General features: G+C 65.0%; 14 protein-coding genes. 4 read left to right on the top strand and 10 right to left on the bottom strand.

What is annotated here, in order from left to right:
• Nucleotides 1–39: 39 nt before the first annotated feature.
• The 4 genes from ACKAE7_RS03605 (at nucleotide 40) to ACKAE7_RS03590 (ending at nucleotide 3,096) form a co-directional block, all read left to right on the top strand.
• Nucleotides 40–924, top strand: a complete 885-nt coding sequence (locus ACKAE7_RS03605; protein ID WP_408978527.1) for a putative RNA methyltransferase — start codon at nucleotides 40–42, stop codon at nucleotides 922–924.
• Nucleotides 925–1,048: 124 nt separating this feature from the next.
• Nucleotides 1,049–1,513 (top strand): NfeD family protein, encoded by a 465-nt coding sequence (locus ACKAE7_RS03600; RefSeq protein ID WP_191034547.1) that lies wholly within the window; start codon nucleotides 1,049–1,051, stop codon nucleotides 1,511–1,513.
• Between the two features lie 33 nt (nucleotides 1,514–1,546).
• Nucleotides 1,547–2,488: an SPFH domain-containing protein gene (locus ACKAE7_RS03595; RefSeq protein WP_188729678.1), complete on the top strand. Its 942-nt coding sequence runs from the start codon at nucleotides 1,547–1,549 to the stop codon at nucleotides 2,486–2,488.
• 260 nt (nucleotides 2,489–2,748) lie between these two features.
• Entirely contained in the window at nucleotides 2,749–3,096 is a 348-nt protein-coding gene (locus ACKAE7_RS03590) for an RNA polymerase-binding protein RbpA (protein WP_013600997.1), read from the top strand.
• A gap of 109 nt (nucleotides 3,097–3,205) precedes the next feature.
• Here ACKAE7_RS03590 and ACKAE7_RS03585 read toward each other — a convergent pair whose 3' ends face one another.
• The 10 genes from ACKAE7_RS03585 to pafA form a co-directional block, all read right to left on the bottom strand.
• A complete protein-coding gene (locus ACKAE7_RS03585) occupies nucleotides 3,206–3,949 on the bottom strand; it encodes a polyprenol monophosphomannose synthase (RefSeq protein ID WP_188808899.1) in 744 nt (247 codons plus the stop codon).
• Nucleotides 3,950–4,043: 94 nt separating this feature from the next.
• The gene (locus ACKAE7_RS03580; RefSeq protein WP_408978526.1) at nucleotides 4,044–5,699 is read right to left on the bottom strand and encodes an amidohydrolase; all 1,656 of its coding nucleotides are present in this window, start codon (nucleotides 5,697–5,699) and stop codon (nucleotides 4,044–4,046) included.
• A gap of 54 nt (nucleotides 5,700–5,753) precedes the next feature.
• Complete coding sequence (locus ACKAE7_RS03575; RefSeq protein ID WP_408978525.1) at nucleotides 5,754–8,687, bottom strand: DEAD/DEAH box helicase; 2,934 nt, start codon at nucleotides 8,685–8,687, stop codon at nucleotides 5,754–5,756.
• A 20-nt stretch (nucleotides 8,688–8,707) separates the two neighbouring features.
• Nucleotides 8,708–9,502 (bottom strand): twin-arginine translocase subunit TatC, encoded by a 795-nt coding sequence (gene tatC / locus ACKAE7_RS03570; protein WP_104187123.1) that lies wholly within the window; start codon nucleotides 9,500–9,502, stop codon nucleotides 8,708–8,710.
• 48 nt (nucleotides 9,503–9,550) lie between these two features.
• Nucleotides 9,551–9,823, bottom strand: coding sequence for a Sec-independent protein translocase subunit TatA (tatA, locus tag ACKAE7_RS03565; protein ID WP_104187125.1), 273 nt, complete (start codon nucleotides 9,821–9,823; stop codon nucleotides 9,551–9,553).
• Nucleotides 9,824–9,855: 32 nt separating this feature from the next.
• On the bottom strand, nucleotides 9,856–10,200 hold the full coding sequence (locus ACKAE7_RS03560) for a hypothetical protein (protein WP_408978524.1): 345 nt from the start codon (nucleotides 10,198–10,200) through the stop codon (nucleotides 9,856–9,858).
• Between the two features lie 10 nt (nucleotides 10,201–10,210).
• A complete protein-coding gene (locus tag ACKAE7_RS03555; RefSeq protein WP_408978523.1) occupies nucleotides 10,211–12,190 on the bottom strand; it encodes a helix-turn-helix transcriptional regulator in 1,980 nt (659 codons plus the stop codon).
• 104 nt (nucleotides 12,191–12,294) lie between these two features.
• Nucleotides 12,295–12,690, bottom strand: coding sequence for an FKBP-type peptidyl-prolyl cis-trans isomerase (locus ACKAE7_RS03550; RefSeq protein ID WP_066275847.1), 396 nt, complete (start codon nucleotides 12,688–12,690; stop codon nucleotides 12,295–12,297).
• Between the two features lie 108 nt (nucleotides 12,691–12,798).
• Nucleotides 12,799–13,755 (bottom strand): FKBP-type peptidyl-prolyl cis-trans isomerase, encoded by a 957-nt coding sequence (locus ACKAE7_RS03545; RefSeq protein WP_408978522.1) that lies wholly within the window; start codon nucleotides 13,753–13,755, stop codon nucleotides 12,799–12,801.
• A 111-nt stretch (nucleotides 13,756–13,866) separates the two neighbouring features.
• Nucleotides 13,867–15,231, bottom strand: a complete 1,365-nt coding sequence (pafA, locus tag ACKAE7_RS03540; protein ID WP_188808905.1) for a Pup--protein ligase — start codon at nucleotides 15,229–15,231, stop codon at nucleotides 13,867–13,869.
• Nucleotides 15,232–15,240 lie beyond the last annotated feature (9 nt).

The raw sequence follows: 15,240 nt of genomic DNA, 5'->3' as shown, positions 1-15,240 counted from the left end.
CCCGCCGGGCAGCCCGTAGACAGCCCTAAGATAGAGCCTATGCCTTCCCCCGCGGACCTCCCGCTGCTGTGTCCAGTGTGTTCCCAGCCGTTGGAGCGGGTGGGACCGGATGCCTCGGGGCAGACCCGCCTTGCCTGCGGCTCCGGGCACAGCTTCGATGCAGCCCGCCAGGGCTATTACAACCTGCTCGTGGGCAAAGGCACCGCCTTCGAGGCTGATACCGCCGGGATGGTGGACGCCCGGTTCAACTTCCTGGGGAGCGGGCATTATCGGCCCCTCGCAGATGCTGTAGCGGCCGCCGTCGTTCCCTTCCTGTCCAGTGAACCCGCCGTCGTCCTGGACTCGGGAACCGGAACCGGACACTACCTGCGGGGCCTGCTGGATCACGCGGCGGCAGAAGGCCGGACTGTGGCCGCCGTGGGCATGGACATTTCCAAGTTCGCCCTTCGGCGTGCTGCCCGGCTCAACAGCGAGGCACTGAACCTGGTCTGGGACGTGTGGCAGCCCCTGCCAGTGGCCGGCAACTCGGTGGACGCCATCACGGTCATTTTCGCGCCGCGCAATGCCCCGGAATTCGCCCGTGTGCTGCGGCCAACAGGCCGGCTGGTGGTGGTCACGCCACGCTCCGGGCACCTCGGCTCCATTGCCCGCATCACGGGCATGCTCGGAATCGAAGAAGACAAGGACAGTCGGCTGGCCTCGGCGATGGCCCCCCATTTCACGGTCGCGGAAACCCTCGACATCGATATTCCTTTATCGCTGACCCGCAAGGAAGCAGCCGGCCTTGCCTTCATGGGACCCGCAGGGCACCACCTTGACCTCGGTGCCATCGCCGGCCGGCTTGAAAGCCAGCCCGAGACAATCCAGACCGAGGCAAGGTTCCGCCTCACTGTGTTCCGGCCCGCGGAACCCTCGCCAGCGTAACGACTTGGCCACTATCCCCCCACAAAAGTGCAGTGCCCCCCATAAGGCGGACGCCAGCACTACGATGGAAGGACAGTTACTGGCTGGCCCTAAACGGGGTCTCCCGTAGCGAAGGGGGAGCATGATGTTCGAATGGTTGGGCGAAAACTGGTGGGCACTGTGGCTCTCGGCTTTCCTCGCTTTTGCAGTGATCGAGATGATCACCCTTGACCTTTTTTTCATCATGCTCGGCGGAGGTACCCTCGCCGCCATGGTGGCGGACTTCGCCGGCGCGGACCCCTGGCTGCAGATCGTGGTTTTCTGCGTCGTCTCCCTGCTCATGATTGCGTTTGTCCGGCCCGTGGCCCTGTCCCACCTGAAGAAGGGGCCGTCCGAGCAGCGGACCAACGTGGACCGCCTGATCGGCGAGCAGGCGGTAGTAATGGAACCCGTCTCGTCCAACAGCGGCCTGGTGAAAATCGGCGGGGACATCTGGAGTGCACGCTCTGCGGCGGGAGTCCTTCCTGCCGGACAAAAAGTAGTCGTAGCCGCGATAGACGGCGCCACTGCCGTCGTCTCGGCGGCATCGGAAGCCGACGGCAAGTCCTGATACAGCCTGAACAATTGGGGAAAAAGGAGATGTATGGATAACGCAGGAGGAGCCGCACTCGCCATAGTGCTGGTGGTCCTGATCGTGTTTGTGATTATCGTTCTGGTCCGTGCGGTCCGGATCGTTCCGCAGGCCCGCGCGGGAGTAGTTGAACGGCTGGGCAAATACCAAAGGACCCTCAATCCGGGACTGACCATCCTGATACCTTTCGTTGACCGGCTCCTGCCCCTGCTGGATCTTCGTGAGCAGGTGGTTTCGTTCCCGCCGCAGCCCGTCATCACAGAGGACAACCTGGTGGTTTCCATCGACACCGTGGTCTACTTCCAGGTAACTGATCCGCGCGCGGCCACCTACGAGATTGCCAACTACATCCAGGCCGTTGAGCAACTGACCACTACCACTTTGCGTAACGTCGTGGGCGGGCTGAACCTGGAGGAGGCACTCACCTCCCGCGACCAGATCAACGGCCAGCTCCGCGGCGTCCTGGACGAAGCCACCGGCCGGTGGGGCATCCGGGTCTCCCGTGTGGAACTGAAGGCCATCGATCCGCCCCACTCCATCCAGGACTCGATGGAGAAGCAGATGCGTGCCGAGCGCGACCGGCGTGCGGCCATCCTGACTGCCGAGGGAACCAAGCAGTCGGCCATCCTGACCGCTGAGGGCCAGCGGCAGGCCTCGATCCTGGCAGCTGAAGGTGACGCCAAAGCGGCAATCCTCCGTGCTGACGGGGAAGCGCAGGCCATCCAGAAGGTCTTCGACGCCATCCACAAGGGCAATCCGGACCAGAAGCTTCTGGCCTACCAGTACCTGCAGACACTGCCCAAGCTGGCTGAGGGCTCCTCGAACAAGCTGTGGATCATTCCCAGTGAGGTCGGCGAGGCACTCAAGGGAATCGGCAACGCCCTGGGCGGGACTACCCCTGAATCCGCAGGCGGCCTGTTCGACGAAGTAGGGGCCAAGCCGTCCGAACCCTAGAACCCGGCGCCCGGATCCAGCATCCTGGCTGGCCGTGAGGGAGGGATCCGCTTCAGGGCGGGTCCCTCCTTTTGGCTGTTCCACCGGGATGCCGGTATAATTGTGTATTTGTCCGGCTGGAGCAGATCCGCTGGAACAACAAAGCTTCGCGATGCGTTGAATCTAGAGATGCAGCACAGAGCACACAGTAGTCCGGCGGCGCTTCGCCGCCACCGGCAAGCGCGGTGTTGTACACCGCGAACCGACCAGAGGGAGAAATCATGAGCGATCGCAGCCTGCGGGGCATGCGCCTTGGTGCACAGAGCATGGAGACCGAGTCCGGAGTAGAGCCGGCTCCGCGCCAGCGTGTTGAGTACCGGTGCGAGGACGGCGAGCAGGTCTTCGTCACCTTCTCCTCAGAGGCGGAAATTCCTCCTGTCTGGGTTTCCAAGACCGGCAAGGAAGCGCTCCTGGTTGATGGCGAACGGCCTGACACCAGCAACGACAAAGCTGTCCGTACCCACTGGGACATGCTCCTGGAACGCCGCTCGCTGCCCGAGCTTGAGCAGATCCTCGAAGACCGGCTGACCATCCTGCGCGAACGCCGCGGAGAGCGCCGCTCCGCCTAAGGTTCCGGCCTGCTGCTCTGACAGAAAAGGGAGCCGCACTGCACTTTCGTGTGGGGCGGCTCCCTTTTATGTTGGTTCAGCCGGACGCAGTGGCGGCGGAGCTGCAGCCTTAGGGGCGGCCGGCTGCTTTCTTGCGGGTCAGCGTGTTCCAGCGTGCCTGCAGGCCCCACTTGGTGACGTTGACCATGGCTTCCACCACGATGTTGCCGCTCATCTTGGATGCTCCAAGTTCCCGCTCAACAAAAGTGATGGGCCGTTCCTCGATGCGGAGTCCCATCCGGGCCACACGGAAGGCGAGGTCCACCTGGAAGCCATAGCCGACAGAATCCACCTGGTCCAGGTTGAGCTTCTCCAGCGTTGTCCTGCGGAACGCGCGGTACCCGCCGGTGACATCCTTGATGTTCAGCCCCAGCATGAGGCGGGCGTAGGTGCTTCCCACCCGGGAAATGGCCTGGCGGTACAGCGGCCAGTTCACAACCTTCCCGCCAGGGACCCAGCGGGAGCCCATGGCAAGGTCCGCGCCCTGCTCCACAGCTTCCAGGAGCTGGGGAAGCTGCTCCGGCTGGTGGGAACCGTCCGCGTCCATCTCCACGAGCACGTCATAGCCGGCGTCCAGGCCCCACCTGAAGCCGGCAATGTACGCGGCTCCGAGCCCTTCCTTGCCCTTCCGGTGCAGGACATGGACCTGGGAATCCCCAGCGGCGAAACGGTCCGCGAGCTGGCCGGTACCGTCAGGGCTGTTGTCATCCACCACCAGAACATCCGACGCCGGAACTGCCGCGCGAAGCCGCTGAAGGGTCTTGGGCAGCGATTCCAGTTCGTTGTAGGTGGGAATGATGGTGAGGACTCGCACAGGGGGCCTTTCCTGGGGGAAATGGTCAGTGCGCCCGGCTGCGAACGGATCGGCGGAGGGCGCAACTATCAATTATAGGACGGCAGCGGTCCGGTCAGGACCGCAGCGCCGGGCTTGCGTAAAGTTCGACGCCGTTGCGGACCGTCTGCAGGCACACCGGGTCACTGCCGGTATCGAGTGCAGGCAGCAGCGGCGTTCGCGCCCGCGGGTCGGTGCTCCAGGACTGGACCCGCCCGTCGGCGACCTGGACCATCAGTTCCTCAACCTCCCACACAGCGAAACTCGCCGGTGCCCCCGGTACCAGCTGGCCGGCCATCGGATCGGAGTACTTCGCCGCCCGCCAGCCCGCACGCGTGTGGCCCAGGAAGGCGGCACGGGCGGAGATCCGCTCATCCTCGTTGTGGTGCTCCAGGCACGCCCTCACGCTGGACCAGGGGCGCAGCGGCGTCACGGGGCTGTCGCTGCCGAAGCAGACGGGCACCCCGGCTGCGTAGAGGGTGGCGAACGGGTTCATGGACCGGCTCCGCTCCCCCAGCCTCTGCTCATACAGAGCTCCCGGTCCTCCCCAGGCGGCGTCAAACGACGGCTGGGCGCTGACCGTCACGGCATACCGGGACAACACCTCGACGGCGGCGGAATCAATCATCTCCACGTGTTCAAAGCGGTGCCCGGCAGCGCGCAGCCGCTGCTCACCCACTTCCTTGGCTGCCAGTGCCAGCGCGTCCAGCGCGGCGTCCAGCCCGGCGTCGCCAATAACGTGGAAACCACCCTGGACTCCGGCAAGCGAGCACGCCGCCAGATGCGCCGCGGCCTCTTCCACGCTGAGGTAGAGGTTGCCCTGTTCCTCAGGAGCATCGCTGTAGCCGGACCGCAGGGCAGCTGTCCGGGAGCCCACGGAGCCATCGATGTTCAGGTCGCCGGCGAGCCCCCGCACCGGGAAGCCAAACTGGTCCAGGAGGTTGCGGACGTGCTCTTCCGAGGTGGCCAGTTCCCCCCAATAGGGCAGGACCTCGGGGACGCCTGCGGTTCCGGGCGCGCCGCTGTTCCAGGCCCCTGCCAGCCGGAGGTCCTCAACACCGCCGATATGCGGTGCCCCCATTTCCGCTACTGCCACGTAACCGTTGGCTGCAGCTTCGGACAAAGCCCGCGCCTGGTGGCGCTTCAACGCTTCTTCGGGCTGGCGCCGGGTTGCCTGCCGGGCGGCCGTGTGCGCGGCCCGGCGGACCCTGGCGCCGCCGTCGAACCCGTCCAACTGACTGACTCCGGCCGCATCGGCGAGTGACCCGGAAATCAGCGCGGAGTGCACGTCCACCCGGGACAGGTACACCGGCCGTCCCGCTGATGCCCGATCCAGTTCAGCGGCGGTGGGGAGGCTGCTGTCCGGCCAGGCGGTCTCGTCCCAGCCGTGGCCCAGGACAGGCCCGTCACCGGGGACAGCAGCCACGGCGTCGAGCAACTCCCTCGCTGACCGGATCCCGCCCATCCGGAGGGAGTCCAGCGCGATGCCCGTCTCAGTCAGGTGGAGGTGGGAGTCCACGAACCCTGGCGTCACGAGGGCTCCGCGGAGATCGATGATTTCCATGGAGCTGTCCGCGATGGAGGTGGCCGCCTGTTCGGATCCCACCCAGGCCACCGTGCCGCCATCCACCACCATTGCCGTGGCAAAGGGGTCGGCGGCGGTGTAGACGGAGCCGTTCCGGTAGAGGACTGTTTTTGCGCGCGGGACGGGCAGCGGTTCAGGTTGGGACATACGGGGCAGTGCTCCTGGCGTTGGGGCGCGCCGGCGGGCAGCCGGCGTTGCTGGTCAGAGGACGGAGGAATAAGCCACGACACCGCGGCGGATCAGGGAGATGGCCTCGGCACAGAGCCTGGCCAGGCGGGGATCCAGCCCGGGGATCTTGGCGAGCTGGTCCAGCAGGTCCACAACCTGCTTGACCCAGCGGACAAAGTCACCCGCGGCCAGGTCTGTGCCGCTAAGGACGTCCTGCAGATGCCGGCCCTTGGCCCACTTATAGACAGGCCAGACAAGCCCCAGCTCAGGTTCGCCGGTCAGCGGAAGCTTCTTGTCCTCTTCCACATCCTCAAGCGCGGACCATTCACGGACGACGATATCCACCGATGTCTCCAGCGAAATGCTGGGCATCCGTGGCCTCAGCCCCCGGTCTTCGCGTTTCGCCTGGTACACCAGAACGCTGGCGAGGGCCGCAACCTCCACTGCGTCCAGGTCATCGAACGCGCCAAGCCGCAGCGACTGGGAAATCAGCAGGTCCTTTTCACCGTAGATCCGCCGGAGACGCTGGCCGTCAGGGCTGATGGAGAGCCGCCCGTCCGCTGCCTGTTCAAGGTACCCGTAGGTGGAAAGGACATCACAGACGCGGTCAAAGGTCTTGGCTATTGTGTTGGTCCTGCCCTGGATCTGCCGGACCAGCCCGTCGGTTTCACGGCGGAGCTTCCACCAGCGCTCGGACCAGCGGGCATGGTCTTCGCGCTCGCTGCAGCCATGGCACGGGTGGGCGCGGAGCGCGCGGCGGAGGTCCGCAATGCGCTTTTCCTGGTCGGGCAGGGCGGTGGCGAGGCCAAAGTCGTTGTTGCGGTTATTGCCCGGTGCGGGCGGCCGGTTTTCGCGCAGTGCATTCCGGGCCGACGAGGCCAGGTCCCGGCGGGACTTGGGCACTTTGGCGTTGAAGGACTTGGGAATGCGGATGCGCGTCACCGGAGCGATGGGTCCCTCCAGGTCGTCGGTCCCAATCCTGCGCAGTTGGTTGTCCAGCGTCAGGACGGCCGGCCGTGGCTCCCGGCTGGTGTGGTCCGAACTGAGCACAATAGCCGGACCAGGTGCCCTCCCGCCGGGAACGTCCACCACGTCACCCGGCAGCAGCCGGGCCAGCGAATCGTCACTGAGCGACTTCCGTACGCGGGACTTGGTGCGGGAGCCGGCGTTTTCGGCGTCGGACAGTTCCCTGCGCAGCCGTGCGTACTCGGTGAAGTCACCCAGATGGCAGGTCATGGACTTTGCATACCCGGCCAGCGATTCCTCCCGGCTGCGCACCTGCCTCGCCAATCCCACGACGGAACGGTCAGCCTGGAACTGTGCAAACGAGGACTCTAAAATCTCACGGGCCCTTGCCCGGCCAAACTGTGCCAGGAGGTTGATGCTCATGTTGTAGGTGGGCCGGAAACTCGAGTTCAGCGGGTAGGTGCGCCGCGATGCAAGGCCGGCGACCGCCGTCGGATCCGTTCCAGGCTGCCACAGCACCACGGCGTGGCCCTCCACGTCGATGCCGCGGCGGCCGGCACGGCCGGTCAGCTGGGTGTACTCCCCTGCCGTGATATCCACGTGGGCTTCGCCGTTGAACTTGTCCAGCTTCTCGAGCACCACGGAACGGGCAGGCATGTTGACGCCCAGTGCCAGCGTTTCCGTGGCGAACACCGCCTTGACCAAACCGTCAGCGAAAAGCTTCTCCACCACTTCCTTGAACGTGGGGAGCATGCCGGCGTGGTGTGCTGCGAAGCCGCGGATCAGGCCGTCACGCCAGGTCCAGAAGCCCAGAACGTCCAGGTCATCGGGCGGAATGTCCTGCCCGGCCTCATCAACGCGCTGGGCAATGATGCTCTGTTCCCTCTCCGTGGTGAGCCACAGCCCGGACCCCACACACTGCGCCACCGCAGCGTCACAGCCCGCCCTGGAAAAGATGAAGGTGATAGCAGGCAGCAGGTCCATGCGGTCAAGGCTTGCGATGACCTGCGGCCGGCTGGCCGGGCGCACACCCCGCTCGTCCCCGCCACGGCCGGGCCGGTCATTGCCGCGTCTTCCGCGCTGGCCACGCCCTCCCGGTCCTCCCTGGCGGCTGCGGAAATTCTGCTGGATTTCGCTGCGCGCCACCTTCAGGAGGTCGGGATTGACGTCGAAGCCGCGCCCCTTGGCGCCGTCAGCAGACGGGACCGGCTGCGTCCCGTCGCCGTCCACGGGCGGGGCGATTTCATCGAAGGTGGTTTCCCCGGCAAACAGATCCATGACCTGGCGGCCCACCATCACGTGCTGCCACAGGGGTACCGGCCGGTGCTCGGAGACGATGATGTCGGTGTCGCCGCGCACGGTGTCCAGCCACGCGCCGAACTCCTCGGCGTTGGAGACGGTGGCGCTGAGTGAGACAACCTGCACCTCGCTGGGAAGGTGGATGATGACTTCCTCCCAGACGGCGCCGCGGAAGCGGTCGGCGAGGTAATGGACCTCATCCATCACCACATAGCCGAGGTCGTCAAGGGTTGCCGAGTCCGCGTACAGCATGTTCCGGAGGACTTCCGTGGTCATCACGACGACGGGCGCGTCGCCGTTGATGCTTGTGTCGCCGGTGAGCAGGCCTACGTTCCCGGCGCCGTACTTCTCGGCAAGCTCGGTGAATTTCTGGTTGCTGAGGGCCTTGATCGGTGTGGTGTAGAACGCCTTGAGGCCACGCTCCAGGGCGAGGTAGATGGCGAATTCCCCGACGATCGTTTTCCCGGCTCCAGTGGGGGCCGCCACCAGCACTCCTCTGCCCTCCTGCAGGGAGTGACAGGACTTCCGCTGGAAATCGTCCAGCTCGAAGTCGAGAGTGCGGACGAACGCTCCAAGGTTCGTCGCTGCTTCGGCCCTGCGTTCGGCGCTGGCCTGGTACCGCTCTGCGGGGGAAAGCTCTTCGAAGTCAGTGGGGCCGGGAGTGAACGGTCCAGAGGAAGAAGGCCCGGTGTTGGAGGACATATCCCAAGCCTAACGGGCGCCTAGAGGTTCTTCAGCTCGCTGCCCGGGGTGGCGATGTCTGCTGTTGCGTCTGTTTCAGCTGCCCGCTTGGCCTCCCGGCGGGCCCGGCGCTTGTCGTTCATGAGACAAATGCCGATTGCTGCAAAGAACAGCACCAGCAGCGGCCCTGCCAGCATGAACATCGAAATGGCGTCGGCTCCGGGAGCGGCAATGGCGGCAAGGACGAACACCAGGAAAACGGTGATGCGCCAGGCCTTGAGGATGGTCTGCCCCGAGATGACACCGGCCATGTTGATGCCCACCAGGACCACCGGCACCAGGAAGGCGATGCCCAGCACCAGGACCATGCGGGTGACGAACTCGATGTAGGTGCGTGCATCGATGACGCTGGACGAACCGTCCGGAGTGAACTGGGTGAGTGCCCTGACCACCTGCGGGACCACAAGCCAGCCTGCCCAGATTCCGGCCAGGAACAGGGGGACCGCAGCCGCCATGTACCCCAGCGTGTACCGGCGCTCCTTGGACGTGAGGCCGGGCGTGATGAAGGCCCACAACTGGTAAATCCAGATCGGGCTGGAAATCACCACGCCAATCAGCAGCGACATCTGGAGTTTGAAGTCGAAGGGGGACGCGATGGTCCCAAAGTTAATTGCCGAAAGCCCGCCCGTCTGCTGGGAGATGCGGTTGACCGGATCGGCCAGGGCTTTCAGCAGCGGATCGTAAAGTATCCATCCTCCGATGCCGCCAATGACGACGCCGATGGCCGACTTAATCAGCCGGTTCTTCAGCTCTTTGAGGTGGTCCCAAAGAGCCATCCGCCCCTCGGGGTTGGCTTTACGGGCCCGCGACAGTGCCACTGGGGGTCAGGCGCGGTTCGACGGCGGAACGTCAGTGCCGTCGGTCGGCTCGCCGGGCTGCGCCTTCGGGTGGTTGACGATGGTTCCTTCCACCGGGCCAGAGGGGTCGGTGGACTCGGGCTTGCCGTCGTTCTTCATTTCCTTGACCTCGGATTTGATGATCCGCATGGACTGTCCAAGGCTGCGCGCCATGGCCGGAAGTTTCGGTGCGGCAAAGAGAAGCAAAGCAACAACAATGATAATTACGATGGGCCAGGGGCCATCAAAGAGTCTTCCCACGGGAAATCCTTTCGTCTAAGTTCATTTTACTTCTAAGTAAAGTCGAGATCGCCGAGCGCCTGCGGTTGGCCCCGGTCTTTCTTGCGCTGCACTCGTCGCAGGCGGCGCATTTCCCGTCGGGACGACTTGGATGCCTCGTAATCATGTCGCATGAGCGTGGGCGAGGCAAAAACCGCCGCACCCGGCGGGGGCGTTGCAGGATCTGCAGCGTCCGGCGTAGCCATGGGGCCCAGGTGCCCCAGCTTCTCGCCGGCTGCCCCCAAATCCTTGACGGTCGCCATGAACTGGCGAAACAGGCGAATGCCCAACAAGACATAGAAGAGCAGTGAGAGCGCAACGAGCGCCACCCATATCAGGATCCAGGACCACCAAGGCATGCTGAGAAGTCTAGCCGCCGTACCTGGCCAAGGATGCCGCCAACCACCTGCGGGACGCCTCCGCCAGCTCACCTGGTGCCAGGATCCTGGCAGAACCGCCATGCTGGGCCACGAACATCGGCAGCCAGTCCGTCGTGCCGAACCGGATCTCGGCCACCAGCCCGCCGTCGGGCAACTCTGCGGTGCGTTCCGCGTAGTAGTCGTCTGCCAGCCCCCTCCCCTGCCGGGTGAGCTGGACGGTGACAGTAGTGTCGTCGTCGCTGGCGGTGAAGAGCCTGGCAGGAACTCCTTCGGCGGGCGTGATGCCCTCCGGGACGGGAGCACCGTTCGGGTGCACTTCCTGGACACGGTCCAGGCGGAAGTTCCGGAGGCCACGCACCAGGTGGCAGTAGGCCTCGAAGTACCAGGTGTTGTCCAGCGAAAACAGGCGGAACGGGTCCACGTCGCGTTCGGTGATGGTGTCCCGCTGGGGCGAAAGGTACCGGAGGCGGAGCTGGGAGCGGGATTCGATGGCCTGCCTGACCGTGGCGTGGGTAGCAGCATCGGCGGGTGTCACTTCCGGCCCGGCAAGGGATGCCGCCCGGAGGCCTTCTTCACCCGCGGCCGCCAGCAGCTTCAGGGTCACCGATTCCAGCACGCCGCCCTCGGCCACTTCCGGCAGCCCGTTCAGGGTCTCCAGCCCGGCCAGGAGGGCGCAGGCTTCCTCCACAGTGAAGCGGACCGGTTTTGTCAGGTCCAGGTCCTGGGTGATGTAAACGTGGTCGTCGTCCCAGTGGATGTCCAGGAGATCGTCAGGGTATCCCTCCGGCAGGCCGGAGCAGATCAGGATCTGCAGGTCATCCTCCAGCTCCTTCCTGGTGATGCCGAACCGGTCTGCCACGTCCTGGATGTGCAGGCCCTGGTTGTGCACCAGGAAGGGCACCAGCTGCAGCATCCGCTTGAGCTGGTCCTCGGACGTGCGTTTGCGGACAGCAGCAGCCCGGGCTGTGCCGAAGCTGTACGGAGGCTCAGGCTGGGCGCTGAACGCCGCAGCCGCGCGCAGCCTGCGGAGGACGGCAGCCACAAGCTCAGGCGGGGCTATGGCGTGCGCGTCCGGTCCGTAGGAGGCCAGTTCCTCAGCCAGTGCCTCGGGGTCGCGGTACTGCACGGACAGCCGCTCGTAGCCGGCCTCACGCCTGCCGGCAGTGCCGCCCTCCGCGGAACTGCGCCGCCGCAGGGCCAGCAGCTTTCCTTCGCGGACGTCGACGACGGCGGTGCGCAGCGGCAGTTCAGGGAGGCGGTCCAGCTCCTGCCGGACGTTGAAGTCCGCCGGTGGCGTGTACAGCTCCTTGTCCAGGGTTGTGACAGCACTGGTGATGCGGGAAAGGCGGAAGTGGCGCGGTGCTTCCCGGGCGCGGTCGTGGCCTACCAGGTACCACTGGCCAAACCGGCTGCCCAGGCCCCACGCCTCCACTGTCCGCAGCTCCTCGTTGCCTGTGCTGCCCGCAAGGTATGTGAAGGTGACCGGGTGCCGGGAGTGAAGTGCAGAGACCAGGTCGTCGAAGGCCTGTCCTGCCGGCTTGATGCGGGGCTGGACGCCGGCAGGAAGGGCGACGTCGGCAAGGCGCCCTGACGCCTGGAGTTTCCGGAGGGCGCTCTGCGCGGCAGTGCCAAGGGCGGCACGCTCCCACAGCTGTGAGGCCAGGAGGAGTACAGTCCATTCGTCCGGCCCCAGCTGGACATCCGGAAGGCGGTTGGATTCCTTGCCGATGCGGTAACGGGTGGTGGCAGGATCGTCCTCGCTCCACCCCATGTCCGTCAGGGTTTCCACCTCGAACCCGAACTGGCGCAGGTCGTTTTTGTCCCGCTCGAACATCCGGCCGAAAGCCACGTCATTGCCTGAAGAATCGTGGTAGACCTTTTCGCGCAGCTCACTGCGGCGCAGCCCATACCGGGTGTTCAGGAGTGCGATCAGCAGGTTGAGGAGGCGTTCAGTACGGGATACGGGCACTCTGGCTACGTTACTAAAGTCCGCGGCGGAACGCAGAAAGCGCGGCAGCACCAGGATTTTGCGTCCTGGTGCTGCCGCGCTTCTAACGCTACCGGTAATCCTTTTTAGCGGACTCCGACCAGGTCCACCACGAAGATCAGGGCTTCGTTCGGAGCGATGGCTCCGCCGGCGCCGCGGGAGCCGTAGGCCAGCTCCGAGGGGATCTCCAGGCGGCGGCGGCCGCCCACCTTCATGCCCAGCAGGCCCTGGTCCCAGCCCTGGATGACCTGGCCGACGCCAACGCGGAAGTCCAGCGGGGCGCCCCGGCCCCAGGAGGCGTCGAACTCTTCGCCGGTGGACCAGGCTACGCCGACGTAGTGGGTGGAAACGGTGTCGCCGGCTTTGGCTTCGCGTCCGTCGCCCTCAATGAGGTCGGTGATGACCAGTTCCGTGGGAACATCACCCTCCGGGAAGTCGATCTCGGGCTTCTGGCGGTCGAATTCACGCTGTCCGAATGACATGGTTGCTCCTTTGATGTCTGTGCTGCTTTTATCTGTGCGGCTGGTTGATGCAGCCGCGGACCGGCCGCGGCAGGGCGGCAACCGGTGGTGCTTCGCCTGTAAGTGTTGCTACTTAGCCCCGAGGATGTCCACTACGAACACCAAATCTCCCTTGGCCTCACCCTGTCCGGCGTCGCCGTAGGCAAGATCCTTGGGGATGACCAGGAGGACGCGGGAACCTACCGTCTTGCCGGCAAGGCCCTGGGTCCAGCCCTTGATGACACCGGTGAGCGGGAAGCTTGCGGGTTCGCCGCGGTCAAAGCTCGAGTCGAATTTGGTGCCGCCCTCAAGGGTGACGCCCACGTAGTTCACGGTGAGGGTGTCGGATTCCTTCACGGTGGCGCCGGTGCCCTTGATGAGGTCCTGGGAAACCAGGGCCGTCGGGGCAGCCACACCCTCGACGTTGATCTCGGGGACGCCGTCCTTTTCGGACACGGTGGGCAGTCCCGCCGGCGGGGTGACGGTCTCGCCCTCGGGCTTTTCCAGTACGGGCGCCACGTCCTCGGCGGACAGGACCTTGATAATCAGCAACTGCGTGGGCTGGGCGGCGGCGGAGGGGCTGGGGCTGGCTCCGTCCGAGGGGCTCGGGGCACTCTGCTGTCCGGGGACAGCGAGGGCCAGGCTGGAGCCCACCTTGGCGCCAACGAACGCGTTGTAGATGACTTCGCTGCTGGTCTTCAGTTCGTCGTTGAGCTCAAGGGGTTCGGGCTCGCCGGGAAAAGTGTCCTCAAGGGTACTTCCGTCAGTGCCGTTGAGGGCCAGAATGGAGATGTTGGCGACCTGGTTTGCCTTTACCGTCTCGCCGCTGCCCTCGGTGATGACCTTGATGGTGGGTTCTGCCACTTCCAATGGCTTGGTGAATTCCACGCCGGGGGCTTTCTTGTCCCCGTTGTCGGTCAGTTTGAGGGAGTCGAACTTGGCAGTCTCGCCGGCGGATGCGCTGGTGGGTTCCGGCTCTGCGGTTGAACCGCCGCAGGCGGTCAGCAGCAGCAGACCGGGAAGAAGGATTGCTAGTAGTCGGCGCACGTAAGAAAACTTTCGTCGGGGCAGGGTGGATGCGATGTTCCGCATGGCAACGGCCGGCATCGCGGGGTCCCTCTAAAGGGCCCTATCCAGAATAGCCCCTGAAGCTGGGTGTCAGCCCATAGACTCAAGGAGGGCATCCACGCGCTCATCGACGCTGCGGAAGGGGTCCTTGCACAGGATTGTCTGGTGTGCCCGGTCGTTCAGCTTCAGGTGGACCCAGTCCACGGTGTAGTCCCGTCCCAGTTCCTGTGCGCGGCGAACAAAGTCTCCGCGGAGCTTGGCACGTGTGGTCTGCGGGGGGACGTCCACAGCGTCCTTGATGACTGTATCGTCCACGATCCGGCGCACCGCACCGCGTGACTGCAGCAGGTAATAGAGGCCGCGGCTGCGGGAGATGTCATGGTAGGTAAGGTCCAGCTGGGCTATCCGGGGGGCGTCCAGCCCCAGGCCGTGCCGTTCACGGTACTTGTCCATGAGCTTCTTCTTGATGGCCCAGTCGATTTCGGTGTCGATCCCGCGGAAGTCACCGCTTTCGATGGCCGTGAGTGTCCGCTCCCAAAGGTCGAGGATGAGCGGAACGTGCGGGTTGTGGGGGCCGTGCTCCTTCACGAATGCCGTGACCTTGGTCAGGTACTCCTGCTGGATTTCGAGTGCGGTGAGCTGGCGTCCGTTGGCAAGGCGGACCAATGCCCGGCCGCTGAGGTCATGCGAGATCTCGCGGATGCTGCGGATGGGGTTTTCCATCCTCATGTCGCGCATGATCACACCTGCCTCGATCATGCGCAGGACCAGGTCCACGGTGCCGATCTTCATCAGGGCCGTGGCTTCGGACATGTTCGAGTCCCCCACAATGACGTGGAGGCGGCGGTAGAACTCTGCGTCAGCATGCGGCTCGTCGCGTGTGTTGATGATGGGACGCGACCTGGTGGTGGCAGAGGAAACGCCCTCCCAGATGTGGTCGGCCCGCTGGGAGAACGCGTACGTTGCGCCGTGGGGCGTCTTCAGGATCTTTCCGGCGCCGGCAATCAGCTGGCGGGTAACCAGGAACGGGATCAGGATCTCGGCGAGCCGGGAGAACTCACCGCGGCGCGGAATGAGGTAGTTCTCGTGGCTGCCGTAGGAGTTTCCGGCGGAATCGGTGTTGTTCTTGAAGAGGTACACCGTTCCGTTGAAGCCTTCGGCTGCGAGCCGGGCCTGCGCCTCGTCCACGAGGTCGTCCAGGATCAGCTCGCCCGCCCTGTCGTGGGCGATGAGCTGCGCCAGGTCGTCGCATTCGGCGGTGGCGTATTCCGGGTGGGATCCCACATCAAGGTAGAGCCTGGAGCCGTTGGTCAGGAACACGTTGGATGAACGCCCCCAGCTGACCACCTTGCGGAAGAGGTAGCGGGCCACTTCCTCGGGGGCGAGGGGCCTTGAGTCCGGGCTCGAATATGAGATCCCGAATTCGGTTTCGATGCCGAAGATCCTCTTGTCCATGTGTCCAGT

This window comes from Pseudarthrobacter sp. NKDBFgelt (genome assembly GCF_046097905.1).
In the GTDB taxonomy this organism is placed as follows: Bacteria; Actinomycetota; Actinomycetes; order Actinomycetales; family Micrococcaceae; genus Arthrobacter; species Arthrobacter polychromogenes.
Note: the sequence above shows the minus strand (reverse complement) of the source record. Positions and strands in the feature narration are given on the sequence as shown.

Bases quoted from the DNA above. Each gene is read 5' to 3' on its own strand.
- ACKAE7_RS03605 (WP_408978527.1), top strand. From the start codon at position 40: ATGCCTTCCCCCGCGGACCTCCCGCTGCTGTGTCCAGTGTGTTCCCAG.
- ACKAE7_RS03600 (WP_191034547.1), top strand. From the start codon at position 1,049: ATGTTCGAATGGTTGGGCGAAAACTGGTGGGCACTGTGGCTCTCGGCT.
- ACKAE7_RS03595 (WP_188729678.1), top strand. From the start codon at position 1,547: ATGGATAACGCAGGAGGAGCCGCACTCGCCATAGTGCTGGTGGTCCTG.
- ACKAE7_RS03590 (WP_013600997.1), top strand. From the start codon at position 2,749: ATGAGCGATCGCAGCCTGCGGGGCATGCGCCTTGGTGCACAGAGCATG.
- ACKAE7_RS03580 (WP_408978526.1), bottom strand. From the start codon at position 5,699: ATGTCCCAACCTGAACCGCTGCCCGTCCCGCGCGCAAAAACAGTCCTC.
- ACKAE7_RS03575 (WP_408978525.1), bottom strand. From the start codon at position 8,687: ATGTCCTCCAACACCGGGCCTTCTTCCTCTGGACCGTTCACTCCCGGC.
- tatC (WP_104187123.1), bottom strand. From the start codon at position 9,502: ATGGCTCTTTGGGACCACCTCAAAGAGCTGAAGAACCGGCTGATTAAG.
- ACKAE7_RS03560 (WP_408978524.1), bottom strand. From the start codon at position 10,200: ATGCCTTGGTGGTCCTGGATCCTGATATGGGTGGCGCTCGTTGCGCTC.
- ACKAE7_RS03550 (WP_066275847.1), bottom strand. From the start codon at position 12,690: ATGTCATTCGGACAGCGTGAATTCGACCGCCAGAAGCCCGAGATCGAC.
- pafA (WP_188808905.1), bottom strand. From the start codon at position 15,231: ATGGACAAGAGGATCTTCGGCATCGAAACCGAATTCGGGATCTCATAT.